The sequence below is a fragment of the Burkholderia sp. MSMB1589WGS genome, from assembly GCF_001636105.1.
GTDB classification, from domain to species: domain Bacteria; phylum Pseudomonadota; class Gammaproteobacteria; order Burkholderiales; family Burkholderiaceae; genus Burkholderia; species Burkholderia humptydooensis.
Map to the genome: position 1 here is coordinate 2,069,739 of NZ_LNJT01000008.1, position 24,519 is coordinate 2,094,257.

Below are 24,519 nucleotides of genomic sequence, written 5' to 3' on the forward strand. Positions count from 1 at the left end.
TCGCCTTGGATTCGATGAGCACTTTTTCCACTCTCGACGCGTGGCTCTCGCACCTCGAAAGCGCGCATCCCGTCGGCATCGACATGGGCCTCACCCGCATCGGCCGGGTCAAGGACGCGCTGAAGCTCGAATTCGCGTGCCCGGTGATCACGGTCGGCGGCACGAACGGCAAGGGCTCGACCTGTGCATTCCTCGAGACGATCCTGACGCGCGCGGGCTACAAGGTCGGCTGCCACACGTCGCCGCATCTGCTGCGCTTCAACGAGCGCGCGCGCATCGACGGCCGGATCGTCGACGACGAAGCGCTGCTGCCGCACTTCGAGGCGGTCGAGGCGGCGCGCACGAGCCTGCCGGAGCCGGTGTCGCTCACGTACTTCGAGTTCACGACGCTCGCGATCATGCACTTGTTCGCGTCGCGCGGGCTCGACGCGGTGATCCTCGAAGTGGGGCTCGGCGGCCGGCTCGACGCGGTCAACGTGATCGATACAGATTGCGCGATCGTGACGAGCATCGACGTCGACCACATCGACTATCTCGGCGACACGCGCGAGAAGATCGCGTTCGAGAAGGCGGGCATCTTCCGGCCGGGCAAGCCCGCGATCTGCGGCGACCCGGCGCCGCCGCACGCGCTCGTCGACCATGCGGCCGCGATCGGCGCGGATCTGTGGCTCGTCGGGCGCGACTTCCGCTGCTCGACGCAGCCGGGCAGCGAGCGCCAGCAATGGGCGTACCTCGGCCGCGACAAGCGCTATCCGGCGCTCGCGTATCCGGCGCTGCGCGGCGCGAACCAGTTGCTCAACGCGTCGGCGGCGCTCGCCGCGCTCGAGGCGCTGCGCGGGCGGCTGCCCGTGTCCGCGCAGGACATCCGGCTCGGGCTCGCGAACGTCGAGCTGCCGGGGCGTTTCCAGGTGCTGCCCGGCAAGCCGCTCGTGCTGCTCGACGTCGCGCACAATCCGCACGCGGCCGCGGTGCTCGCGCAGAATCTCGATTCGATGGGCTACTACCCGTACACGCACGCGGTGTTCGGCGCGATGGCGGACAAGGATCTCGTGGGAATCGTCGCGCGGCTGAAGGGCGCGATCGATCACTGGCATCTGACCGATCTGCCGCTGCCGCGCGCGGCGTCGGCCGACGTGCTCGAGCGCGTGCTGCGCGGCGCGGGCGTCGAGAACGGCGCGCAGCACAGCGTCACGCGCCACGCGGCGCCGGCCGATGCGTTCCTCGATGCACTAAAAAGCGCATCCGACAATGATAGAATCGTGGTTTTCGGTAGCTTCTACACGGTAGCGGGCGTGATGCCCGTCGTGGACCGCCGCCATGACCACTGACTGACGAGTAGCTTCGGGTTCAGCCATACATGGGAATTTTCTCGTTCGGCAAGAAAGAGGACGACGCGCCGCAAAGGCGCGGGGCGCGGTCCGGCGCCCGTGCCGTGCGCACCGAACGCGTGGAACGCCGTTCGCGCCGCACCGAGCGGCCCGATACCGACGCGCTGCTGCTCGATCCGACCCTTCCTGAAAAACAACGCGCGCGCCGGCGGCTCGTCGGCGCGATCGCACTCGTCGTCGCCGCGGTGATCGTGCTGCCGATGGTGCTCGATTCGCATCCGAAGCCCGTCACCGACGACGTCCAGATCGACATCCCGAATCGCCCGTCGCACCAGGCGGCCGCCGCGAACGACGAAGACGCGTCGGACGTCCAGGCGGGCGTCGCGCACGACGAGCCGCCCGCGTCCGAGACGGCCGCTGCCGCCGCGCCCGCGCCTGCCGTAGCCGCCAAATCGGATGTGAAGCCGGATGTGAAGCCGGACACGAAGACGGGCGCCAAGGAAGCCAGGAAGGCCCAGACCGCCGCCGCGCAGAAGCCGGCCGCGCAGCCGTCGCAGGATGCGGTCCCGGCGTCGCGCGCGCCGGCCGCGACCGCATCGGCCGACGGCGACGCGTCTTCGCCCGCATCGCCGCCCGGCGCGCGCTTCGCGCTGCAGCTCGGCGCGTTCCGCGACGACGCGGCCGCCCGCAACTGGGCGACGAAGCTGAAGGCGGCGGGCGTGCCCGCGTATGTCGAGCACCGCAAGCAGGCCGACGGCAGTACGGCTACACTGTTGCGCGCGGGGCCGTTCGCCGATCGCGCGGCCGCTTCCGCCGCGATCGCGAAGGTGCGCGAAGCGGGCCTCACGCAGTAACGGGCGATGCTGACTGCTTTCGATTACGCCGTGCTGCTGGTGATCGGTTTGTCGGCGCTGCGCGGCGCGTGGCGGGGATTCGTCGGCGAGATCTTCGGCCTGATCGGCTGGATCGCCGCATTTCTGATCGCGTGCCGTTTCGTCGGCGTCGTGCTGCCCTATATTCCGGCGACTTGGCCGGGCGGCGCGCTGACCCAGTGGGCCGTCGCGTTCGCGTTGATCATCATCGGCGTCGTGCTCGTCGCGGGCGTCGCGAACGCGCTGCTGTCGCGGATCGCGCAGGCGACGGGCCTGGGCGGCGTCGACCGGTCGCTCGGCATGATGTTCGGCCTCGTGCGCGGCGTGCTGCTCGTGCTGCTGCTCGTCGCGGCGGCGGGACTCACCGAGCTGCCGAAACAGGATTTCTGGCGCGACGCGTTGCTGCGTCCGTTCGCCGAACAGGGCGTGCGCGAGCTCAAGCCGCTCTTGCCCGACGGGCTCGCTGCGTACATTCACGTCTGATCCGCGCGAGCGCACCGACCGAACCGTTTTTTTGTATCGTTGAAGGACATGCCATGTGCGGCATCGTAGGCGTTATCTCCCAGTCCCCGGTCAACCAGCTTGTCTACGACAGCCTGCTGCTGCTGCAGCATCGCGGTCAGGACGCGGCGGGCATCGCGACGGCGGACGGCAGCAATTTCCATATGTACAAGGCGAACGGCATGGTGCGCGACGTGTTCCGCACGCGCAACATGCGCAGCCTGCCCGGCACGGCCGGGATCGGTCAGGTCCGTTACCCGACGGCGGGCTCCGCGTCGAGTGAAGCCGAAGCGCAACCGTTCTACGTGAACGCGCCGTTCGGCATCATCCTCGCGCACAACGGCAACCTGACGAACTGGCAGCAGTTGAAGGACGAGATGTTCCGCATCGACCGCCGCCACATCAACACGAATTCCGACAGCGAGGTGCTGCTGAACGTGCTCGCGCACGAGCTGCAGCTCTCGACGACGGGCCTCGAGCTCGATCCCGATTCGCTGTTCAAGGCGGTCGCGGGCGTGCACCGCCGCGCGCGCGGCTCGTATGCGATCGTGTCGCTGATCGCGGGCTACGGCCTGCTCGCGTTCCGCGATCCGTTCGGCATCCGCCCGCTTTGCATCGGCAAGCTCGAAACCGAACAGGGCACCGAGTGGATCGTCGCGTCGGAATCGGTCGCGGTCGAGGGCATCGGCTTCGAATTCGTCCGCGACGTGAAGCCGGGCGAGGCGGTCTTCATCGACGTGAACGGCAGGTTCCACAGCCGCCAGTGCGCGGACAAGCCGAGCCTGAACCCGTGCATGTTCGAGTACGTGTACCTCGCGCGCCCGGATTCGTGCCTCGACGGCGTGCCCGTCTACAACGTGCGCCTGCGCATGGGCGACTATCTCGCCGAGAAGGTCAGGCGCGAGCTGCCGAACGTGCCGATCGACGTCGTGATGCCGATTCCCGATTCGTCGCGGCCGGCTGCGATGCAGGTGGCGGCGAAGCTCGGCGTCGAGTATCGCGAGGGCTTCTTCAAGAACCGTTACGTCGGCCGCACGTTCATCATGCCCGGCCAGGCGGTGCGCAAGAAGTCGGTGCGCCAGAAGCTCAACGCGATGAGCATCGAGTTCAAGGACAAGCACGTGCTGATCGTCGACGATTCGATCGTGCGTGGCACCACCTCGCACGAGATCGTGCAGATGGCGCGCGACGCGGGCGCGAAATCGGTGATCTTCGCTTCGGCGGCGCCGCCCGTGAAATTCCCGAACGTCTACGGGATCGACATGCCGACGCGCGGCGAGCTCGTCGCGCACGGCCGCACCGACGAGGAAGTCGCGAAGATCATCGGCGCCGATTACCTGATCTACCAGGACGTCGACGATCTGCGCCGCGCGGTGCGCGACATCAACCCGTCGCTCGAGGGCTTCGAGGCGTCGTGCTTCGACGGCGACTACATCACGGGCGACGTCACGCCCGAGTATCTGGACGCGATCGAGCGCGCGCGCCTCGCGCCCGCGTCGCAGGCGGATCGCGATCCGAGCGGCGAAGGCGCCGAGCGCTCGCAGATGAACCTGCAACTGTCGGTCGAGTGAGCGCCCGCGCACATGACCGAAAAGGCGTGATACGATGGCGCCTTGCGTCGATTTGATTTCAGCTTGCGGACGCGGGGCAACCCGAAACAGCTAAAGCGAAGGCCGGCGAGCAGCGCCACGTCGGCCCGAGTCGATAGCTGTTCGTACCGCACACCAAGCCCGCTGATGCCGACGCATGAGCGGGCTTTTTGTTGATCTGCGCATCGCGGCATGCGCGCCGTGCGGTGCGCATGGCGGCGATGCGCTTGAAAACGGATGAACGGAACATGGACGACTCTCTCAACTTCGACACGCTCGCCGTCCGCTCGGGCACGCTGCGCAGCGAATTCAACGAGCATTCGGAAGCGCTCTTCCTGACGTCGAGCTTCTGCTACGCGAGCGCGGCCGAGGCGGCCGAGCGCTTCAAGCATTCGGAAGACTATTACACGTACTCGCGCTTCACGAACCCGACCGTCACGATGTTCCAGGACCGCCTCGCGGCGCTCGAGGGCGGCGAGGCGTGCATCGCGACCGCGTCCGGGATGGCGGCGATCACGTCGGTCGTGATGGCCGCGTTGCAGGCGGGCGACCACCTCGTCAGCTCGCGCAGCCTGTTCGGCTCGACGCTCGGGCTGTTCGGCCAGATCTTCGCGAAGTTCGGGATCACGACGACGTTCGTCGATCCGGCCGATCTCGACGCATGGCGCGCCGCCGTGCGCCCCGAGACGAAGATGTTCTTCCTCGAGACGCCGTCGAACCCGATGACGGAGCTCGCCGACATCGAGGCGATCGGCAAGATCGCGAAGGCCGCGAACGCGCTCTTCGTCGTCGACAACTGTTTCTGCAGCCCGGTGCTGCAGCAGCCGCTCAAGCTCGGCGCGGACGTCGTGATGCACTCGGCGACCAAGTTCCTCGACGGCCAGGGCCGCGTGCTCGGCGGCGCGCTCGTCGGGTCGAAGGCGTTCATCATGGAGAAGGTGTTCCCGTTCGTGCGCACCGCGGGGCCGACGCTGTCCGCGTTCAACGCGTGGGTGCTGCTCAAGGGGATGGAGACGCTGTCGCTGCGCGTGAACCGGCAATCGGAGAACGCGCTCGAGATCGCCCGCTGGCTCGAAGCGCATCCGGCCGTCAAGCGCGTGTTCTATCCGGGGCTCGAATCGCACCCGCAGCATGCGCTCGCGAAGCGTCAGCAGAAGTCGGGCGGCTCGGTCGTGTCGTTCGAGCTGAAGGGCGACACGCCGGAGCAGCAGCGCGCGAACGCGTGGCGCGTGATCGACGGCACGAAGATCGTGTCGATCACCGCGAACCTCGGCGACACGCGCACGACGATCACGCATCCGGCGACGACGACGCACAGCCGGATCGCGCCTGAGGCGCGCGAGGCGGCGGGGATCACCGAAGGGCTGATCCGGCTCGCGGTCGGACTCGAGGCTCCGGCGGACATCCGCGACGATCTCGCGCGCGGGCTCGCGGGCGGGTTCGCGGGCGGGTTCGCGGGCGGGTTCGCGGGCTGACGAGGACGAGATGTTCTACGTCGTCTACGGCAGCTTGCGCATTCAATTCGAGGGGCGCGACGACGTCGTGCTGAACGCCGGCGACTTCTGCATCGTGCCGAAGAACACGATGCACAACCCGGTCGCCGATGCGGAGTGCGGGATCGCGCTGATCGAGACCGTCACGACGCTGCACACGGGCGACACGCCGTCGCCGCTCGCGAAGAGCATCGACGCTCAGCTCGCCGGCTGACCCGCGCGCGCGGCGAGCGCCGCGCGCATGTCGCCGTACATCCAGCGCAGCGTCTCGTCGAGCGGCGTGCGGCGCGCGTCGCCGATCACGCCGCGCAGCTTCTGCCGCGAGCCGACCAGCTTCTTCACCTCGTTTGCGCGCACGAAGCGCGGATCGACGCTCACGTCGATCACGTAGCCCGCGATCCGCGCGAGCATCGCCAGCACTTCCTTCAACGCATGGCCGCGCTCCGCGCACACGTTGAACGTCTCGCCCGCGGGCGCGGCGTCGACGAGCCGCGCGTAGGCGTCGACGACGTCGCGCACGTCGGAGAAATCGCGGCTCACGTCGAGATTGCCGAGCGAGATCCGCGGCTCGCCGCGCGCGTAATGCGCGACGAGCTTCGGCAGCAGATACGCGTCGCTCTGGCCGACGCCCGTATAGTTGAACGGCCGCGCGATCACGATCGGCAGGCGGTCGAGCCAGAGCTTCGCCATGTATTCCATCGCGAGCTTGCTGACCGCGTAGTCGTTCGCGGGCCGCGGCGGCGCCGATTCGTCGAGCACTTCGATCGGCGCGTTGCCGTAGACGTTCGCGCTGCTCGCGAGCAGCACCGCGTCCGGGCTCGCGTCGAGGCCCGCGAGCGACGCGAGCAGGTTGCGCGTGCCGACCACGTTGACGAGGTACGTGTCCTGCGGATCGCCGTGCGCGACGTGCGCGCGCGCGGCGAGGTGCACGACCGCGTGCGGCCGTGCGTCGGCGACCGCCGCGTGCAGCGAGTCGACGTCGAGCAGATCCGCCTTCACGCAGCGCCAGCGCCGCAGCAGCGGGTCGTCCGGCGCGTCGGTGTCGGGCGCGACCGTGCCCCACACGTCGTAGCCGTCGGCTTCGAGGCGCGCGGCGAGATGGCGGCCGGTGAAGCCCGCGATGCCGGTGACGAGCGCGCGCCGCGCGCCGGGCTCAGAAGGTCTCATGGTGGCGGTTGCGCGTGATGTCGGCTTCGACCATCATCCGGCACAGTTCCTCGAGCGTCGTCTTCGGGGCCCAGCCGAGCTTGTCCTTCGCCTTGTCCGCGCAACCGATCAGCAGATCGACTTCGGCGGGGCGGTAGAACTTCGGATTCACCGACACGAGCACGTTGCCCGTCGCCGTGTCGATGCCGCGCTCGTCCTCGGCCTTGCCGCTCCATTCGAGCTGGTAGCCGGCCGCCGCGAACGCCATCCGCACGAAATCGCGGACCGTCTCGGTGCGGTTCGTCGCGAGCACGTAGGTATCGGGCCTGTCCACCTGCAGCATTCGCCACATCCCTTCGACGTACTCGAGCGCGAAGCCCCAGTCGCGCTTCGCATCCATGTTGCCGAGCTCGAGCCGGTTCGCCTTGCCGAGCTTGATCTTCGCGACGGTGTCGGTGATCTTGCGCGTGACGAACTCGCGCCCGCGCAGCGGCGATTCGTGATTGAACAGGATCCCGCTCGAGCCGAAGATGCCGTACGACTCGCGATAGTTGACCGTCGTCCAGTGCGCGAACAGCTTCGCGACGCCGTATGGGCTGCGCGGATAGAACGGCGTGCTCTCGGTTTGCGGAATCGCCTGCACCTTGCCGAACATCTCCGAGGTCGACGCCTGGTAGTAGCGGGTCTTCGGGTTCACGATGCGGATCGCCTCGAGCAGGTTCAGCGCGCCGAGGCCCGTGACTTCGGCCGTCGTCGCCGGCTGGTCGAACGATACGCCGACGAAGCTCTGCGCGGCGAGGTTATACAGCTCGTCCGGCTGCGTGCGTTCGATGAGGCGCAGGCTCGAGCCGAGATCGGTCAGGTCGTGCTCGACGAGCGTCAAGTTCGGATGCTTGTCGACGCCGAGTTCGGCGATGCGCCAGAAGTTCACCGAGCTCGTGCGGCGATACGTGCCGACGACTTCGTAGCCCTTGTCGAGCAGTAGCTTCGTCAGATAAGCGCCGTCCTGGCCCGTTATCCCGGTGATGATCGCCTTGCGTGCTTGGGTCATTGCGGTTTCCTAATCGAACGATGGAGTGAATCGGATCATGCGGATGCGCGCGCGGCGCCCGCGAGCGCCGGCCGGGGCGCGCCGCGCGTCAGGCGCCGCTCGAAGCCGTACCAGCTCGCGCTCGCGTACCCGAGCGTGATGGCGAACGCGAGCGCGGCCGTCAGGTAGCGGTTCAGATGCAGCGGCCAGAGCGCGTACAGCACGCTCAGGTGGACGAGATAGATCGTGTAGCTGACGGTGCCGACATAGACGAGCGCGGGATTCGTCAGCACGCGCTGCACGAGGCCGCGCCCGCGCAGCGCGATCACGACGATCGACGTGCACAGCACGAGCGACACGCTGTAGAGCGTCGCATTGGAGAGGGGCGTGTTTGCCGCGCGAAAGCGCGGGAACGACAAATGCAGCCACGCGAGCACCGCGAGCGCCGCGCAGGCGGCCGCAATCGCCGCGCCGTAGTACGGCTCGAGCGCGCGCCGGTCGCGGCGCAGCGCGACGGCGAGGAGCGCGCCCGCGGCGAGCAGGTCCATCCGGAACGGCGTCAGGTAGTAGATCGGCCAGAACGAATCGAACCACGGCGTCGCGAGCGCGCGCAGAAGCGGCGCCGCGACGATCAGCGCGGCCGCGACCCACGCGAGCGCGCGCGCCGGAACGAGCAGCACGACGAACGGCCAGAAGATGTAGAACTGCTCCTCGACGGCGAGCGACCACAGCACGTTCAGGCTGTCGTGCCCGATGCTGCCGAGCGACAGCCCGATATTCGTCGAGAAGAACGCATACCAAGGCCAGTGCCTCGCCCATTCGACGCCGAACAGGATCGACGACACGACGAGCAGCAGCAGATACGGCGGCAGGATGCGGCGCACGCGGCGCGCGTAGAAATAGCCGAAGTACGACGCGCCGCGCGCCTTGCGCTCGAGCAGGATGCCGGTGATGAGCAGGCCGCTCAGCACGAAGAAGAGGTCGACGCCGATCCACAGCGGGGCCTTCAGCGCATGCTGGAAGAACACCGCGAGCACGGCGAGCGCGCGCAGGCCATCGAGCTGGACGATGCGGCCGGCGTGGGCGGGCGGGGCAACGAGCGTATCGCGAGTCATCGGGCACGGGGGCGAACGACGACGATCCGGCGCCGGCCGCGCATTGCGCTTTCTGCGCGCTCGCTCCGAATCGTTGTGCATCCGCTGAAATAAATGAAAGATCGAGTCGAAATCGATTCTAGGGAAAAGAAATCGGCAAAAAAACGCACCGAGATTCGTTCGATTTTTTCCGCAAGCGGCGCGGCGGCCGCATTCACGGGGCGCGGCGAGCGAATTCGGCGCGGCATTCGACCCCGATCGCCTTGGTCGCGCATGCTGCGGCGCGGCATTTTCTACGCGTCCGCGCGGGTGCCGCCGGTCGTTCTTGCCGGCGCGCGGCCATGCGAAACGATTCGATTTGATCATTCGATACATTCTTGCGCGTCGAAATATCCGCAAATATTTCCAAATTTCTTGTGAATATTTTTGCTTGTAACCTGCTTCGCATCGTTTGAAACCTATTTTGCGATGCATGCATGCGTCGCAAACGCACGAGTGTTTCGCGCGTCGGGCTCGCTGGTGGCCGGGCGCGCCGGCGTCTCGTCACGGTCGAAGGGAGAAGCGTCTTGCGACGTTTGATGCGAATGGGAGTGGCGGTGTGCGCGGCGGCGACGCTCGCGGGCGCCGCGCGAGCGGAGAACGTGCTGCCCGCGACGACGTCGTGGATCGGCAATACCCATGGCTACGGCGACGGCACGTGGACGCAGATCGACATTCGCGCGATCGCGGTCACGCCCGACGGCAAGGTGTATACGAACGCGCCGTGGGACGAGAGCGGCGCGGAGGCGAGCGTCTATCAGGACGGCAAGATGCTCGGCTTCGCGGGCGGCACGCACGGCTGGGGCAACGCGGGCGGCAGCGCGATCGCGGTGAACAGCCGTTATGCGTACGTCGCGATCGCGGTCGGCAACGAGAAGGGCCGGCTCGTCGCGCCGGGCATCTGGCCGGACAAGGGCCGGCAGTGGTACGGCATCTCGCGCCGCGAGATCGGCGATGTGAAAGAGGCCGCGCCGTTTCGCAGCGCGAAGGCGGGCGACGCGCGCGCGAAGCTCGCGGCGAGCTTCCTGATGGTCAACGACGTGCCGACCGACACGCACGCGGAAGTCGCCGGGCTCGCCGCGAACGACAACGCACTGTACGCGACCGATCCGCTGCACGACACCGTCAACGTGTACGACGCGCAGACGATGCAGAAGAAAGGCGCGTGGAGCGCGCGCGAGCCGGGCCGGATCGCGCTCGCGGCCGACGGCACGCTGTGGTTGTTGACCGACACGCGCAACGGGCCGGCGAAGCTCGCGCACGTGCGGCCCGACGGCCGCGCGATCGACGACGCGCCCGAGCTGCCGTCGGGCGTCGACGCCGTCGACGTCGCGACCGACGCGAAGGGCCGCGTGCTCGTCGCCGACAATGGCGCGCGCCAGCAGATCCTGATCTTCTCGAAATCGGCCGAAGGCGGCTACGCGATGAGCGGCGCGCTCGGCGAGCGCGGCGGCATCTTCTCGGGCTACGCGGGCCGGCCGGGGCCGCAGCGCTTCAACGGGCTGACGGGCGTCGGCGTCGATCGCGCGGGCAATGTGTATGTGGCGACGAACGGCATCGGCCCGCGTCACGGCACGATCGGCGCGGGGCTCGGCAGCACGCTCGAGAGCTATGCGCCCGACGGCCGGCTGCGCTGGCAGGTGCAGGGCCTGTTGTTCGTCGACGGCGCGTGGATCGATCCGGGCCGGCCGAACAGCGTCTACACCGGCAACAAGCGCTTCGAGCTCGATCTGTCGAAGCCCGTGGGCAAGGAATGGAAATATGCGGGATTCCTGTCGAATCGCTTCAAGTATCCGGACGATCCGGTGTTCAACACCGATCAATGGCCGGGAATGCCGTTCGCGCGCAAGGTCGCGGGCCGCACGTTCCTGTACCTGACCGACATGTACGCCGATCATCTGAAGATCTATCGCTTCGATCCGAAGCGCGACGGCGAGACGGCGATTCCGTCGGGGCTGCTCGCGGGGCGCGCGCGGCCCGTCGACAAGGTGCCGAACCGGCCTCCGGGCGGCGACTGGATCTGGCGCGACGCGAACGGAAACGGCCGCTTCGACGAAGGCGAATTCGAGCTGAACACGACCGGCAAGGGCATGGCGGGCGGCTGGGGCTGGTGGGTCGACACGAACGGCGACATCTGGCGCACGAGCGACACGCGCGGCATCCGGCGCTTTCGCTTCGGCGGGCTCGACAAGGCCGGCAACCCGATCTACTCGTACGACAAGCTGACGACGTACCCGACGCCCGCGCCGTTCACCGAGCTGCGCCGCGCGCTGTACGACGCTTCCGCGGACACGCTGTACGTGACGGGCTACACGGCCGACGCGGCGCGCGTCGGCGGCCTGTCGAAGGAGGTGGGGCGCGTGCTCGTGCGTTTCGACAAGTGGTCGAGCGGCTCCCCCGTCGTGCGCTATCAGGTTTCGCTGCCGTGGCAGCTCGACGCGAAGCCGATCTTCACGCTGATCGGGCTGACGCTCGAGGGGCGCTATCTGTTCGGCGTCGAGCCGGTCGGCACGGTGCACGTGTACGACAAGGACAACGGCCGCGAGCTCGGCGTGATCAAGCCGGGGCCGGAGGTCGGGCGCGCGTCCGGCTGGGTCGACGTGCCGTTCGGGATCAGCGCGTACCGGCGCGAGAACGGCGAGTACCTGATCTTCGTCGAGGAGGACGCGCGCGGCAAGGTGATGATGTATCGATGGAGGCCGCAATGACCGGCGCGGGAGCGACGGCGGGCGCGAACGGAGCGGGGCGGCGCGACCATGGATAAAGGCATGCTGAAGAACGTCGCGATCAATTTCTTCGGATTGATCCTGCCGACCTTCGTGTCGCTCGTGACGGTGCCCGCGTACATCAAGGCGCTCGGCGTCGAGCGTTACGGCGTCGTGAGCCTCGTGTGGACGCTGATCGGCTATTTCGGGATTCTCGATCTCGGGATGAGCATGGCCGCGCAGAACCACATCTCGAAGGCGCTCGCGGGCGGCGACGCGAAAGAGAGCGCGCGCGTGTTCTGGAGCGCGTTCTGGCTGAACCTGGCCACGGGCGTCGCGGGCGGTCTGCTGATCTACTTCGGCGCGTTCATGTACACGGCGTATTTCACGAAGGTGTCGGCCGAGCTGCAGCACGAGGTGTATCTCGCGCTGCCGTGGCTCGCGCTCGCGATTCCGCTCGCGAACGTGTCATGGGTGTTCGCGGGCGCGATCAACGGCGCCGAGCGTTTCGGCGTGTTCAACACGAACCAGACGATCGGCACGTTCCTGTTCCAGTTGATGCCGCTCTTCGCCGCGTGGCTCGTCGCGCCGACGCTGCAGGTCGTGCTCGCGGCCGCGGTGGGCGCGCGCCTCATCGCGGCGGTGATGCTCGGCGCGGCCAGCATGAAGGTGCTCGGCATCCGCAGGATCGAGCCGCCGCAGCTCGGCACCGCGAAGGGGCTCTTCAACTTCGGCGGCTGGATGCTGATCGCGAGCATGACGGGCATGATCGCCGACACGCTCGACCGCGTGATGCTCGGCGCCGGGCTCGGCGCGAAGTACGTCACGTATTACACGGTGCCGCAGAACCTCGTCACGCGCCTGAACATGCTGCCGAACGCGCTCGTGCGCACGCTGTTCCCGCGGCTGTCGGCCGTCGGCCGCGATCACGCGGACACGCTCGTCAAGCAGTCGCTCGAATTCCTGAACGGCGTGTTCACGCCGATCGCGATCGCCGCGGTCTTCGCGCTCGGGCCGTTTCTCACGCTGTGGGTCGGCCGGGATCTCGCGGAGCTGTCGGCGCCCGTCGGGCGCGTGCTCGTGATCAGCGTGTGGCTCGTCGGCCAGGCGAGCGTCACGCGCATCCTGATCCAGTCGCAGGTGAACCCCGCGCGCGCGGCGGCCGCGGGCCTCGTGCAGATGCCGTTCTTCGTCGGCGCGCTGTGGGTCGGCATCCATCATTTCGGGCTGATCGGCGCGGCGGTGGTCGTCGCGGCGCGCGCGCTCGTCGATTACGGCGTGCTGCTGTATCTGTCCGCGATCCGGATGCGCGCGATCGCGCTCGACATGTTCGCGCACCTCGCGTTCCTGCTCGCGAGCCTGTACGTCGCGCATGCGCTGCCGGGACTCGCCGCCGCGATCGCCGCGTGCGCGGCCGCGGTCGCGCTGAATGTCGGCTGGTCGATCACGATGACGCCCGGCATGCGCGCGCTCGCGCGCAGCGTGCTCGTGCGTCTGAACCCGAGGAAGAGCGTATGAATCGCGATCTTGCAGAACATCCGTTGCAGCGCGCCGCGACGTTTCAGGACGTCGAGCGCGCCGCGCGCGACGCGCGCATCGCCGATGCGCCGCCCCCCGCGCATCGCGCGCGCGATGCGGCGCGGCCGCTGCGCGTCGCGGTCGTCCACGACTGGCTCGTCACCTACGCGGGCGCCGAGCGCGTGCTCGAGCAGATCGTCGCGTGCTTTCCGGACGCGGACCTGTTCGGCCTCGTCGATTTCCTCGACGACCGCACGTTCCTGCGCGGCAAGCCGGTCACGACGTCGTTCATCCAGAAGCTGCCGTACGCGCGCACGAAGTACCGCAGCTACCTGCCGCTGATGCCGCTCGCGATCGAGCAGCTCGACGTATCCGCGTACGATCTCGTGATCTCGAGCAGCCACGCGGTCGCGAAGGGCATCCTGACCGGGCCGGACCAGGTGCACGTGAGCTACGTGCATTCGCCGATCCGCTACGCGTGGGATCTCCAGCATCAGTACCTCGAACAATCGCAGCTCACGCGCGGCGTCAAATCGGCGCTCGCGCGGCTGATCCTGCATTACATCCGTAACTGGGACGTGCGCACGTCGAATTCGGTCGACCGTTTCGTCGCGAACTCGGCGTTCATCGCGCGGCGCATCCACAAGGTCTATCAGCGCGACGCGGCGATCGTGTTTCCGCCCGTCGACGTCGACGCGTTCACGCTGTCGATGAAGAAGGAAGACTTCTATCTGACCGCGTCGCGGATGGTGCCGTACAAGAAGATCGACCTGATCGTCGACGCGTTCGCGCAGATGCCGGAGCGCCGGCTCGTCGTGATCGGCGACGGGCCGGACATGCGCAAGATCCGCGCAAAGGCCGCGCCGAACGTCGAGATCATGGGCTATCAGCCGTTTTCGGTGTTGCAGGACCGGATGCGCCGCGCGAAGGCGTTCGTGTTCGCGGCCGAGGAGGATTTCGGGATCTCGGTCGTCGAGGCGCAGGCATGCGGCACGCCCGTGATCGCGTTCGGCAAGGGCGGCGCGCTCGAGACGGTGCGCGACGCGGCGTCGCACGAGCGGCCGACCGGCGTGTTCTTCGACGAGCAGAGCGCGCGGGCGATCGTCGCCGCGGTCGACGATTTCGAGCGCGCGCCGGCGCGCTTCAAGCCGGAGGATTGCCGCGCGAACGCCGAGCGGTTCTCCGCCGCGCATTTCCGGCGGCGCTTCGTCGCGCAGATCGACGCGCTGCTGCCGAACGCGCAGGCGCGCGCGAAGCTGGCGGGCGCGGCGCAGCCGGCCGGCCGCGCGTCGCTCGCGGCGCGCGGCCTGAAGGCGCTCGTGCTCGATCAGAGCGGCGTGCTGGGCGGCGCCGAGCTGTCGCTGCTCGAGATCATGAAGCATCTGCGCGATTCGGCCGACGTCGTGCTGTTCGACGACGGGCCGTTTCGCGCGGCGCTCGACGAAGCGGGCGCGCGGGTCGACGTCGTCGGCCAGCGCGCGCTCGCGGGCGTGCACAAGCAGGGCGGCGTGTCGCTGCGCGCGGCGGGCAGCCTGCTCGCGCTCGTGCGCGAAGTCGCGCGTCGCGCGCGCGACGCCGACGTGATCTACGCGAACACGCAGCGCGCGATGGTGGTGGGCGCGCTCGCCGGGCGGCTCGCGCGCAAGCCGGTGGTCTGGCATCTGCGCGACATCGTGAGCGAAGCGCACTTCGGCCCGAAGCAGCGGCTCGCGATCAAGCAATGCGCGCGGCTCGGCGTGACGCGCGTGATCGCGAACTCGGACGCGTCCGCGCGGGCGTTTCTCGAATTGACGGGCTTCGAGCGGCGCGCGGTGCAGGTCGTCTTCAACGGCATTTCGGCCGAGCCCTTCGTCGCGCTGGAACCGGTCCGCCAGGCCGCGCTGCGCGTGCGCTTCGGGCTGCCCGCCGATGCGTGGATCGTCGGCTCGTTCAGCCGGCTTGCGCACTGGAAAGGGCAGCACGTGCTGCTCGAGGCGGCGCGGCTCTATCCGGACATGCACGTCGCGCTCGTCGGCGCGCCGCTCTTCGGCGAGGACGAGTACGCGGCCGAGCTGCGCGGCTTCGTCGCACTGCACGGGCTTGGCGAGCGCGTGCATTTCCTCGGCTTTCAGCGCGACGTCGCCGCTTGCATGAAGGCGGTCGATGTCGTCGCGCACACGTCGATCACGCCGGAGCCGTTCGGCCGCGTGATCGTCGAAGGGATGCTCGCGAAGCGGCCCGTCGTCGCGGCGCGGGCGGGCGGCGTCGTCGAGATCATCGACGACGACGTGAACGGCCTGCTCCGCGAGCCCGGCGACGCGCATGCGCTCGCCGACGCGCTCGCCGCGCTGCGCACCGACGCGGTGCTCTGCGAGCGGCTCGTCGCGAACGGCTACGACACCGCGGTGAACCGGTTCGGCACGCAGACCTACGTCGAGCAGGTCGAGCGGATTCTCGTCGAGACTGCGCGGCGGCGGTGAAACCGGTTTTGTCGTGAGCGCGGGCGCGGCGAGCGGCTGCGGGAGTGACTTCGCGGCCGGCGATATCGGCGACCGGATGCCCGGATTGTTGCGTGTTCGTTCACGTTGCCGAACGCCGCGCCCGATGCACACATGCGGCCGTTCATTTCCGGTTGTTTCGTCGACGTCCGGACAAGACGCGCTGTCGGCCGATATCCGAATCCACGTGAGATCCGCAGCGGGTTGCGCGCTTGCGGCAACACCACGTTAAGCCGTTCGTCGCGACGCCGCCGTGCCAATGCGCGATCTGACGGAGGATGAAGCGAGCGTCGGCTGCATGGATTCGTGCCGTGGCGGGCGATCCGGCTCGATTGGCTGTCCTGCCGGTTTCAAGAGGGCGACTGCACGCAGCCGGCTCGCGCGCCGTGAGCCGCGCGCATTGCCCGTCAGACGGGCATCTGCCGCTGCGCGGCAGCCGCGACGGCCCGCTTCGGCTTCAGGCTCGCCGACCAGCGCATCGCCGGCAGCTCGAACATCCGGTAGAACAGGTACGCGACGGGGACGACGGCCGCGATGAACGCGAACGACGGCCAGATCGACAACTGCAGCTCCGAGCGATACAGCACCGACGCCAGGCACACGAAGAACGGCAGGTGGATCAGGTACAGCGAATAGCTGAAGTCGCCGAACCACGACAGCGCCCGCATCGGCACGGACGCGGACACGGGCCGCGCGAGCGCCGCGTACAGATAGCATGCGAAGCCGGCTGCCCATAGCTGAAACGCGCCATACTGCCCGAAATGGAACGCGACGCAGCCGAGCGCGACGCCGGCCGCCGCGGCCGCGTACCAGAGCCGCGACGGCGCCGGCGTGGCGTGCGCGTCGCGTTGCGCGCGGACGTCGGCGATCCACGCGCCGACCGTCCAAGACAGCCAGTACGACGTGAAGAATTGCAGATCGTGCCGTTCGAGCAGCCAGGCCGACACGACGTTGACGAGCGCGATCGCGACGACGACGGGCAGCATCCCGAAGCGGCGTCGCGCCGCGAAGAGGAGCGGATAGATCGCGTAGAACTGCACTTCGAGCGACAGCGTCCACAGCGCGCCGTTCGAGCCGTACGTGTAGCCCGCGACGCCCTGCAGCGACAGCAGGTTGACGACGAACGACGTGAGCCCGATGTCGCGGATCTTGTGGCTGACGGGCTCGAACTGCAGGCTGACCGAATCGAACACGAGCGTCGCGACGAGCGCGGCGAGCAGCACCGGGTAGATGCGCGCGAAGCGGCGCGCCCAGAAGTTCGGCGCGTTGAGCCGGTATGACGGATCGGCGGCGAGCTTGAGCGCCGCGTTGCGATGGATGCAATAGCCGCTGATCACGAAGAAGATCGGCACGCCGGCCGAGCCCCATGCGAACGGAAACGTCAGGTAGCCGGCGATCGCGCTCGGGTCGAGCGAATGGCCATACGTCCGATGGAAGTGCTGCATTCCCACCCACGCGACCTGCCGGCAGTGGAAGTACGCGACAAGCAGCGCGGCGAAGCCGCGCAGCGCGTCGATCAGGTGTTCCTTGTGGTCGGTGGCGCTCGGCCGCGCACCCGACGCCATGCTCGAAGCATTCATGCGATCCGGTTCCTTGCAATGAGAAAGGCGCAAAAGGCGCCATTCGATCGTAATCCGCAAGAAATCCGGACGGGAGAATAAAAAAATCGCCTATTGAATAAGATGTAATTAAACGTATCCGTTCGTAACGGTTCTCACGTTGCGGCATGGCGGCAAATTATTTATCGATTTTTTTCTGATAGCTTGAGATCCCATGTCGATTGAAGGAAGGAGTGCGCGATGGACATGCATTGGATTGCAAGCGGCGCCGTATTGCTCGTGATGGCCGTTCTGTCGGCCTATCGGGACGCATTGAAGAACGAGCCGATCAACCGTTTCGGCTTCGGTCGCGGCGGCGCGCCGTATTCGGAGGAATTCGAATAATTGAACGCGCCGGATCGAATCGGTAAATTGTCGCGAAGCACCCGGCGGGTCGGCAAGATCGACCGACTTCGCGGCGATTATCCGAATATGCTTATATCCGGACAACTCTTTCATATTAATGAGAGCAGCGCCGGAGCGAGCGGATCTTTATTCAGATTGATGGGTTGCCGGCGCGTCGAATGCCGATGCGCACCGTCCGTCGAGCGCAGCCGCGCCCGGCGTGCGCCCCCGACATTTGACGTCCGGCCAATCGTCAACACTTTCGGGATGCGATCATGTTGAAAGTCACCAAAGCCGTGTTCCCCGTTGCCGGTCTCGGCACACGGTTTTTGCCCGCCACCAAGGCGAGTCCGAAGGAAATGCTGCCCGTCGTCGACAAGCCGCTGATCCAGTATGCGGTCGAAGAGGCGATCAATGCGGGCATCACCGAGATGATCTTCGTGACGGGCCGCAGCAAGCGCGCGATCGAAGATCACTTCGACAAATCGTTCGAGATCGAATCCGAGCTCGAGGCGCGCGGCAAGGAAAAGCTGCTCGAGCTCGTGCGCGGCATCAAGCCGAGCCACGTCGACTGCTTCTACGTGCGCCAGCCGGCCGCGCTCGGCCTGGGCCACGCGGTGCTCTGCGCGGAGAAGCTCGTGCACGGCGAACCGTTCGCGGTGATCCTCGCCGACGATCTGCTGCACGGCGACCAGCCGGTGCTCAAGCAACTCGTCGACGTCTTCAACCACTATCACAGCTCGGTGATCGGCGTCGAGACGATCGAGCGCGAGGACAGTCGCTCGTACGGCGTCGTCGAGGGCCGCGAGTGGGAAGAGGACATCATCAAGCTGTCGGGCATCATCGAGAAGCCGGCGCCCGAGCATGCGCCGTCGAATCTCGGCGTCGTCGGGCGCTACGTGCTGATGCCGAGCATCTTCGAGCATCTGCGCAAGATCAAGCCGGGCGCGGGCGGCGAGCTGCAACTGACGGACGCGGTGCAGTCGCTGCTGACCGAGGAGCAGGTGCTCGCGTACCGCTACTACGGCACCCGCTTCGACTGCGGCAGCAAGCTCGGCTATCTGAAGGCGACGGTCGAGCTCGCGCTCCAGCATCCGGAAGTGGGCCGCGAATTCGAGGCGTACCTGCGCAACTGCCTGCCGGTGCTCGCCGCGGTCGCTTAGCATCCCTGTCTTTTGACGTCCAAGGTGTGTGGTGGTTGTTCCGTTGGCCCCGGTTCTCGCGAGCCGGGGCATTTTTGTATCCGGACGGAGCGGAGCGAGGCGGGAAGGCGCTCGCCGCGGCACGCGCCCATGCTCCGGCGCGCCGGTCAGCGCGCGGCCGGACGTTCGCTCGGCGCGAACCGGCGGCGCAGCGCGGCGTCGAGCGGCTTCTTGTAGTCGAGCACGCGCTTTTCCAGGTACTGCCACGACAGATGCGCGAGCAGCACCGCGAGCAGGAATTGCAGGATTTCGGGCAGCAGTTCCTGCAGCGCGGGCGGAACGCGCAGCCGTTCGTAGAGGCCCGGCATCACGCCGATGCGCTCGGGAATCAGGTTGTGGAACAGATAGAACCCGTAGCTGATCGTGCCGAGGTACGCGAGCGGCGCCCGCTCGAGCAGCGAGACGGCCGGATGTTCGGGACGGCTCACGATCCAGAACAGCAGGATGGCGATCGACACGCCAAGGCCGATGTCCGCGACGCCGCCCGCCGTCGCGGAAAGCGGTGCGGCCCATAGCGCGAGCGTCGCGCAGAACGCGGCGCCCGCCGCGCCGATCCACGGCATCAGCGCGCCCGCGACGCCTTCGGGCGCCGCCGCGCCGCCGCTGCGCAGGATTGCGCCGATGCCGCCGAGCGCGATCAACGCGAAATTCCACGGCGAAAACGCGTAAATGAGCACGGGCGACGCGTGCTGCAAATAGAGCAGCAGATGCGCGGCGGCGGCGAGCGCGACGGTCGCGGCGCAAATCGCGAGATGGCGCGATGCGCGGGTGGCGAGCAGCACGATCGGCGCGATCAGGTAGAACTGCTGCTCGACGGCGAGGCTCCAGAAGTGCGACGTGCTGCCCGGCCAGCCCTCCTTGACGACGCCGATCCAATAGTCCGATAGAAACACCGCGTGCCAGCGCAGCCCGAGATCGACGTCGTGCTGATAGAGATGGCGATGCGCGATCGCGATCGCGGCGAGCAGCAGGTAGTAGACGGGCAGGATGCGCAGCGCGCGCTTGCCCGCGAACAGCCAGAACGCGTAGCGGCGGCACGACGTGCCGCGCTCGATCGCGAGCCGGCTGCGGTGCAGCTCGCCGACGATCAGGAAGCCGCTGATGAGGAAGAACGTCCAGACGCCGATCTGGCCGACGTCGACCGCGCCGAAGTGCGCGCGGTGCGACAGGAAGACGAGTGTGACGGCGACGGCGCGCAGGCCGTCGAGCCCTCTCACGTGTTTGACTGCGCGCATTCCAGGTCCCAAGCGATGCGATGCCGACGGACAGTATAGGAATGCAAATGTCGAACATAATTCGCTCGGGCGATTCGATATGCGACGTAAAACCGCTGCGCGCGCGGGCCGAAACGACATCCGTAGTCAGCGGCGCGCAACAAAACCTGCGGGAAACCCGCGGATAACGCATAAAAGTGCTGCACGAAGCGGCGCGGCGCTTGTAGAATCCGGCGTTGAAGCTCGCATGTCGCGCGCTTCGTGTATCCAACGACCACACCTGGTAGGAGAAACATGGCGACTTCCGCAAAAAAGGTGGCTAAGAAGGCTGCCGCACCGGCCAAGAAAGTGGCTGCCAAAAAAGCAGCGCCCGCGAAGAAAGTAGTGGCGAAGAAGGCTGTCGCGAAGGCGCCCGCCGCTCCGACGCCGCTCAAGGACAAGTTCACGAAGGCTTCGCTCGCGACGCACATCGCCGAGCGCGCAGCCATCGAAGTGAAGGCTGTCAAGGCAGTGCTCGCGGCACTCGAGAACGTCGTGCTGGGCTCGGTCCACAAGAAGGGCGCAGGCGAGTTCACGCTGCCGGGTCTGCTGAAGATCACGGCGCAAGCCGTGCCGGCGAAGAAGAAGCGCTTCGGCAAGGACCCGTTCACGGGCGAAGAGCGCTGGTTCCCGGCGAAGCCGGCCAGCGTGCGCGTGAAGGCTCGCGCGCTGAAGAAGCTGAAGGATGCGGCAGCGTAAGGACGGCGTGCGGTTTGCCGGAATCGTCCGGTAGCTGCGACAGTCCGAAAAAATCCCCGCGTGCGCGAGCGCGCGGGGATTTTTTTGTCCGCGTGCGGGCGGAGCGCAGCGTGCGGTTGCGAACGCAAGGCGCGTGGCGTGATGACGAGCGTCGATCGGGAATGCTCGCGGCAACGTAGTGAGATGTACGTTTCTCGTTTGCCGTCGAACGATGGACCGATGCGGTTGCGGTGCGACGAGATGTCACCGCGCGATACGCGATGCGCGCGGAGTCGCTGACGTTCGAGCGAGCGGCCGCGGCAGCCGCACGGCGATCGATGACTCGCCGCATGAAGGTGCGGGTTCATTTTGAGAGGGCGCACGCACTGATGCGCCGGCACAGGCGTTCAAATTCGCATTCGCTGAGGCAGCGGCGTCATGCTGGATGAACGGGAGGCCGGTGCGACGCGTCGACGATGCTTCCTGCACGACCCCGAAGCGATCGACCAGTCGACGACGACGTTCGTCCTTGCCGAGCCTTGGACGCGTCGAACAGGCCGGCGCAAGGTCGCGGCGTCCGGCGAGTGGCGTGGCGAGCGTTGATGCGAGCGACGTGCGGTGCGCGATGTGTTGTTGTGCGTGACGTGTCGTGCGCGGTGCGCGCGTGGCACGCGGTGTAGCGCGGCGAACGAGTCGGACGCGCGACGTGTGGGGCGGTCGGGATCTTCGTCGCCGCGCGGCCGTCGTCCATTGCGCGTTGCCGGCTCGCCATAGAGGCCCTGTTGCCCTTGCGGGCGATGCCGGGGCAGAGGCGTTGCCGAAGCCTTCGGAGCGCGCGTAGCGCCCGCTATGCGGCTCCGCGCGCATGGTCCGCGCGCGGCGTCCCGCGCGATGTCGTCGATCGGTCGCCGCCTCGCGATTCACGCGTCACGCACGGCGCACGCATCACAAAAAAGCCAGCCTGGCGCATCTGCGCCAGGCTGGCTTTGCGGTTGCGGCCGGCGACGCCCGAAGGCGCCGGCGAGCCGCGCGTCGCGGCTGCGCTTAGAACTTGTGGCGCAGGCCCAGCGCGACCATCTCTTGCGACTTCGTACCGTTGACGCTGTACGAGCCGATCGATGCTTGCGCCGATTGCGTCGTCGTCGCATCGACGCGCTGCGTGCCGCTCGCGTGCTGGTAAGCACCCGCGAGGTAGACGTCCGTGCGCTTCGACAGTGCGTAGTCCGCGCCGATCGACACCTGGTGGTACTTCGCGTCCGTGTCGCCGCTCGCCTTCGTGTACGCGTAGCCGAGGCCGAGCAGCAGTGCCGGCGTGGCCTGGTACGTCGCGAAGCCGCGGCCCGTGTTGTACTTCTCTGTCGACGAGAAGCCCGAGAAGCCGTCCGGCTTGTATTGCGCGTTGCTGTAGCCGAGGCCGACCGTAACCGGGCCGAACACGTACTGGCCGGCCACCTGTGCGATGCCGATCGACTTCGCGCTTGCGTAGCCGGAGTTGATCGCGCCGTCGAAGATCGCGTCGGACGAACCGCTCCACGTCGTGCGCACGCCGCTCGCCGGCGACGGGTTCGACGTGTAGAAATAACCGGCTGCGACGCCGATCGGGCCGTTGTTGTACGCCGCCGCCGCCGACCACGTCTGGCCTTGGCCCGCCGCACCCGCAATGCCGCTGAAGCCATACAGCGCTTCGAACTGGAAGCCCGCGAACACAGGCGACGTGTACTTGACCGTGTTGTTCACGCGCAGGCTGTTGTCGTTGTTGTCGACGTCGCCAGGGGTGGCGAACAGGCTGCCGAAGTAGTTGTCTGCCGTGACCGGCTGCACCAGGTCGACGAGCGGATCGTACTGGCGGCCGAGCGTCACCGTGCCGTATTGATCGCTTTGCAGACCGACGAACGCCTGGCGGCCGAACATGCGCTTGCCCTGGCTGAGCGTGCCGTCATTCGAGCTGAAGCCGTTTTCCAACTGGAAGATCGCCTTCAGGCCGGCGCCGAGATCCTCGGTGCCCTTCAGGCCCCAGCGGCTGCCTTGCAGATTGCCGCTGCCCATCAGCCATGCGTTGTTGGCCTTGCCATCGTTACCATGAACATAAGTGATCGACGTATCAATCACGCCATACAGCGTGACGCTGCTTTGAGCCTGGGCTGCACCGGCTGCGCCCAGCAGCGCGAGCGAGAGGGTAGACAGAGCGAGTTTCTTCATCGAGTTATTTCTCCACGCGAGTGAGTCGTTATTTGTTGCGGATTGGAGAATAGCGCACTGCACCAGACGCAAGAAATCCAAAAAAATAAAGTGTCTCAAAAAGGTGACAGCGATGGAAAGTCGTTTTATATCAATCACATAAACGACTATTTCGATTCGGGGAACACTGGCCGATTGCTGCGTTGCGATTGTTGTGGGAACAAGTATCTTGCTCGCGGAGGGGAGGGTTTTCGGGCGGGTTACGCAACAAAAACAGTGTGTGCAAACGTTTGCGGATGTACGGCCGGCCAGCATGGCGACAATCGTGCGCACGAACGCCGCGACGTGATGCGGCTCGACGCACGCCTGCACCTTTCCGCTCTTGACACGCGGCATGCCGAGCCGGATGTTTGCTCGCGCGCAACAACCGGAAAGGCCGGCGTAAGGCGCGGGCGGCTTCCTGATGCGCTCGCCGGGCGCGTCAGTCGTGCGGGCTGTCGCGCGCCGGCGTCGCATCGGCTTGCGGCGCGGCCGCGTTCGATGCGCGCGCCGCGCCGCGCGCCGCCGCGAATTCCGCGCCGAGCAGCAGCACCGCGGCCGAGAAGTACAGCCACATCAGCAGCACCGCGAACGATCCCGCGGCGCCGAACGCGCTCGCGGTGCCCGCGTGCGCGAGATACAGCGCGAAGAGCTTCTTGCCCGCCGAGAACAGCACGGCGGAGACGATGCCGCCCGTCATCGCGTCGCGGTTCGACACGCGCGCGTCCGGCAGGAATTTCATCAGCGTGCCGAATGCGAACGCGAGCACCGCGATGCCGATCGAGAACTGCAGCAGGTTGCCGATCGCGACGTATGGCGACGCGCCCCACAGCCAGCGGCCGATGAACGTGATCGCGGTGTCGAGCACGAGCGACACGATCAGCAGGAACGCGACGCCGAGCACGAGCCCGAACGAGATCAGCCGCACCCGCACGAGACCGAGCACCGACGACGCGCGCGTTTCGGTCGCGGGCCAGATCACGCTGAGCGCGGTGTTCAGCGATGCGAACGTCGCCGACGCGCCGATCGCGAGCATCGCGAACGAGATCAGCGCCGCGGTGCCGCCGCGGCTGCCGCTGCGATGCGCGTTCTCGACGATCGTCTGCACGCCGGCCGCCGCCTCGTTGCCGATCAGCTCGTGCACGTGGCTGAACACCTCGCCGCGCGCGGCGTCGGCGCCGAAGAACCAGCCGGCGACCGCGATCACCATCACGAGCGTCGGCGCGAGCGAAAACGCCGAATAGAACGCGATGCTCGCCGCCATCGCGGCGCAGCGATCGGCGGAGAAGCGCTTGAACGCATCGAGCGCCCAGTTGACGTTGTGACGGACGAGCTTTTGCCGTTGTTGCGGGATCAAGGATTTCATGGGTTGCGCGTACGGGCGCGAGCATCGCGCGCCGGGGTCGTTTGCCGTTTTTGCGTCGGACGCCGCCT

General features: G+C 67.3%; 20 protein-coding genes and 2 pseudogenes. 15 read left to right on the forward strand and 7 right to left on the reverse strand.

Features of this window, described 5'->3' with window-relative positions; all coding sequences use genetic code 11:
* Window positions 1–14 precede the first annotated feature (14 nt).
* The 6 genes and pseudogenes from folC to WT16_RS26455 all read left to right on the forward strand — a co-directional run.
* Window positions 15–1,328 carry a bifunctional tetrahydrofolate synthase/dihydrofolate synthase gene (folC, locus tag WT16_RS26430; RefSeq protein WP_063534973.1) on the forward strand — a complete coding sequence of 438 codons (1,314 nt, stop codon included), beginning with the start codon at window positions 15–17 and terminating at the stop codon, window positions 1,326–1,328.
* 119 nt (window positions 1,329–1,447) lie between these two features.
* Window positions 1,448–2,182, forward strand: a complete 735-nt coding sequence (locus WT16_RS26435; RefSeq protein WP_171845189.1) for an SPOR domain-containing protein — start codon at window positions 1,448–1,450, stop codon at window positions 2,180–2,182.
* Between the two features lie 6 nt (window positions 2,183–2,188).
* Complete coding sequence (locus tag WT16_RS26440; RefSeq protein ID WP_063534580.1) at window positions 2,189–2,683, forward strand: CvpA family protein; 495 nt, start codon at window positions 2,189–2,191, stop codon at window positions 2,681–2,683.
* A gap of 53 nt (window positions 2,684–2,736) precedes the next feature.
* Entirely contained in the window at window positions 2,737–4,272 is a 1,536-nt protein-coding gene (purF, locus tag WT16_RS26445) for an amidophosphoribosyltransferase (protein ID WP_006028630.1), read from the forward strand.
* Between the two features lie 266 nt (window positions 4,273–4,538).
* Complete coding sequence (locus tag WT16_RS26450) at window positions 4,539–5,765, forward strand: O-succinylhomoserine sulfhydrylase (protein ID WP_063534974.1); 1,227 nt, start codon at window positions 4,539–4,541, stop codon at window positions 5,763–5,765.
* A pseudogene (locus WT16_RS26455) lies at window positions 5,761–5,997 on the forward strand (cupin domain-containing protein); the annotation flags it as partial. The gene WT16_RS26450 and the pseudogene WT16_RS26455, both read left to right, overlap by 5 nt.
* Here the strand turns inward: WT16_RS26455 and WT16_RS26460 are convergent.
* From WT16_RS26460 to WT16_RS26470, 3 genes are read right to left on the reverse strand one after another with little or no spacing between them, the layout of a single operon-like run.
* Window positions 5,982–6,950, reverse strand: coding sequence for an NAD-dependent epimerase/dehydratase family protein (locus WT16_RS26460; RefSeq protein WP_059931947.1), 969 nt, complete (start codon window positions 6,948–6,950; stop codon window positions 5,982–5,984). The pseudogene WT16_RS26455 and the gene WT16_RS26460 overlap by 16 nt on opposite strands.
* Window positions 6,937–7,980, reverse strand: coding sequence for a GDP-mannose 4,6-dehydratase (gmd, locus tag WT16_RS26465; protein ID WP_006028634.1), 1,044 nt, complete (start codon window positions 7,978–7,980; stop codon window positions 6,937–6,939). Before gmd ends, WT16_RS26460 begins: the two co-directional genes overlap by 14 nt.
* Window positions 7,981–8,015: 35 nt before the next feature.
* Window positions 8,016–9,074, reverse strand: coding sequence for an acyltransferase (locus tag WT16_RS26470; RefSeq protein WP_009915652.1), 1,059 nt, complete (start codon window positions 9,072–9,074; stop codon window positions 8,016–8,018).
* Between the two features lie 93 nt (window positions 9,075–9,167).
* On the opposite strand from WT16_RS26470, the gene WT16_RS34035 reads away from it, so the two are divergent.
* From WT16_RS34035 to WT16_RS26485, 4 genes are all read left to right on the forward strand, one after another.
* Window positions 9,168–9,473: a hypothetical protein gene (locus tag WT16_RS34035; RefSeq protein ID WP_155246043.1), complete on the forward strand. Its 306-nt coding sequence runs from the start codon at window positions 9,168–9,170 to the stop codon at window positions 9,471–9,473.
* Between the two features lie 170 nt (window positions 9,474–9,643).
* Window positions 9,644–11,800, forward strand: coding sequence for a hypothetical protein (locus tag WT16_RS26475; RefSeq protein ID WP_063534581.1), 2,157 nt, complete (start codon window positions 9,644–9,646; stop codon window positions 11,798–11,800).
* Window positions 11,801–11,848: 48 nt separating this feature from the next.
* Window positions 11,849–13,315 carry an oligosaccharide flippase family protein gene (locus tag WT16_RS26480; protein ID WP_006028637.1) on the forward strand — a complete coding sequence of 489 codons (1,467 nt, stop codon included), beginning with the start codon at window positions 11,849–11,851 and terminating at the stop codon, window positions 13,313–13,315.
* Window positions 13,312–15,774 (forward strand): glycosyltransferase family 4 protein, encoded by a 2,463-nt coding sequence (locus tag WT16_RS26485; protein ID WP_006028638.1) that lies wholly within the window; start codon window positions 13,312–13,314, stop codon window positions 15,772–15,774. The genes WT16_RS26480 and WT16_RS26485 overlap by 4 nt, the downstream gene beginning before the upstream one ends.
* Window positions 15,775–16,199: 425 nt before the next feature.
* Here WT16_RS26485 and WT16_RS26490 read toward each other — a convergent pair whose 3' ends face one another.
* Complete coding sequence (locus WT16_RS26490; RefSeq protein WP_063534582.1) at window positions 16,200–17,372, reverse strand: acyltransferase; 1,173 nt, start codon at window positions 17,370–17,372, stop codon at window positions 16,200–16,202.
* Window positions 17,373–17,591: 219 nt separating this feature from the next.
* On the opposite strand from WT16_RS26490, the gene WT16_RS34580 reads away from it, so the two are divergent.
* From WT16_RS34580 to galU, 3 genes are read left to right on the forward strand one after another with little or no spacing between them, the layout of a single operon-like run.
* Window positions 17,592–17,735: a hypothetical protein gene (locus tag WT16_RS34580; RefSeq protein WP_009915643.1), complete on the forward strand. Its 144-nt coding sequence runs from the start codon at window positions 17,592–17,594 to the stop codon at window positions 17,733–17,735.
* Complete coding sequence (locus tag WT16_RS35730; RefSeq protein WP_331457919.1) at window positions 17,736–18,017, forward strand: hypothetical protein; 282 nt, start codon at window positions 17,736–17,738, stop codon at window positions 18,015–18,017.
* A complete protein-coding gene (gene galU, locus WT16_RS26500; RefSeq protein WP_009915639.1) occupies window positions 18,011–18,898 on the forward strand; it encodes a UTP--glucose-1-phosphate uridylyltransferase GalU in 888 nt (295 codons plus the stop codon). Before WT16_RS35730 ends, galU begins: the two co-directional genes overlap by 7 nt.
* Window positions 18,899–19,044: 146 nt before the next feature.
* Here the strand turns inward: galU and WT16_RS26505 are convergent.
* Window positions 19,045–20,447: pseudogene (locus tag WT16_RS26505) on the reverse strand (acyltransferase).
* Here WT16_RS26505 and WT16_RS26510 point away from each other — a divergent pair.
* Both WT16_RS26510 and WT16_RS34585 read left to right on the forward strand, forming a co-directional pair.
* Window positions 20,446–20,889, forward strand: coding sequence for an HU family DNA-binding protein (locus tag WT16_RS26510; RefSeq protein WP_015603490.1), 444 nt, complete (start codon window positions 20,446–20,448; stop codon window positions 20,887–20,889). The pseudogene WT16_RS26505 and the gene WT16_RS26510 overlap by 2 nt on opposite strands.
* A gap of 417 nt (window positions 20,890–21,306) precedes the next feature.
* Complete coding sequence (locus WT16_RS34585) at window positions 21,307–21,471, forward strand: hypothetical protein (RefSeq protein ID WP_197486507.1); 165 nt, start codon at window positions 21,307–21,309, stop codon at window positions 21,469–21,471.
* A 441-nt stretch (window positions 21,472–21,912) separates the two neighbouring features.
* On the opposite strand, the gene WT16_RS26515 is transcribed toward WT16_RS34585, so the two are convergent.
* Together WT16_RS26515 and WT16_RS26520 are read right to left on the reverse strand one after the other, a co-directional pair.
* The gene (locus WT16_RS26515) at window positions 21,913–23,067 is read right to left on the reverse strand and encodes a porin (RefSeq protein ID WP_059931959.1); all 1,155 of its coding nucleotides are present in this window, start codon (window positions 23,065–23,067) and stop codon (window positions 21,913–21,915) included.
* A gap of 460 nt (window positions 23,068–23,527) precedes the next feature.
* Window positions 23,528–24,451 (reverse strand): YihY/virulence factor BrkB family protein, encoded by a 924-nt coding sequence (locus WT16_RS26520; protein WP_015604112.1) that lies wholly within the window; start codon window positions 24,449–24,451, stop codon window positions 23,528–23,530.
* Between the last annotated feature and the right edge of the window lie 68 nt (window positions 24,452–24,519).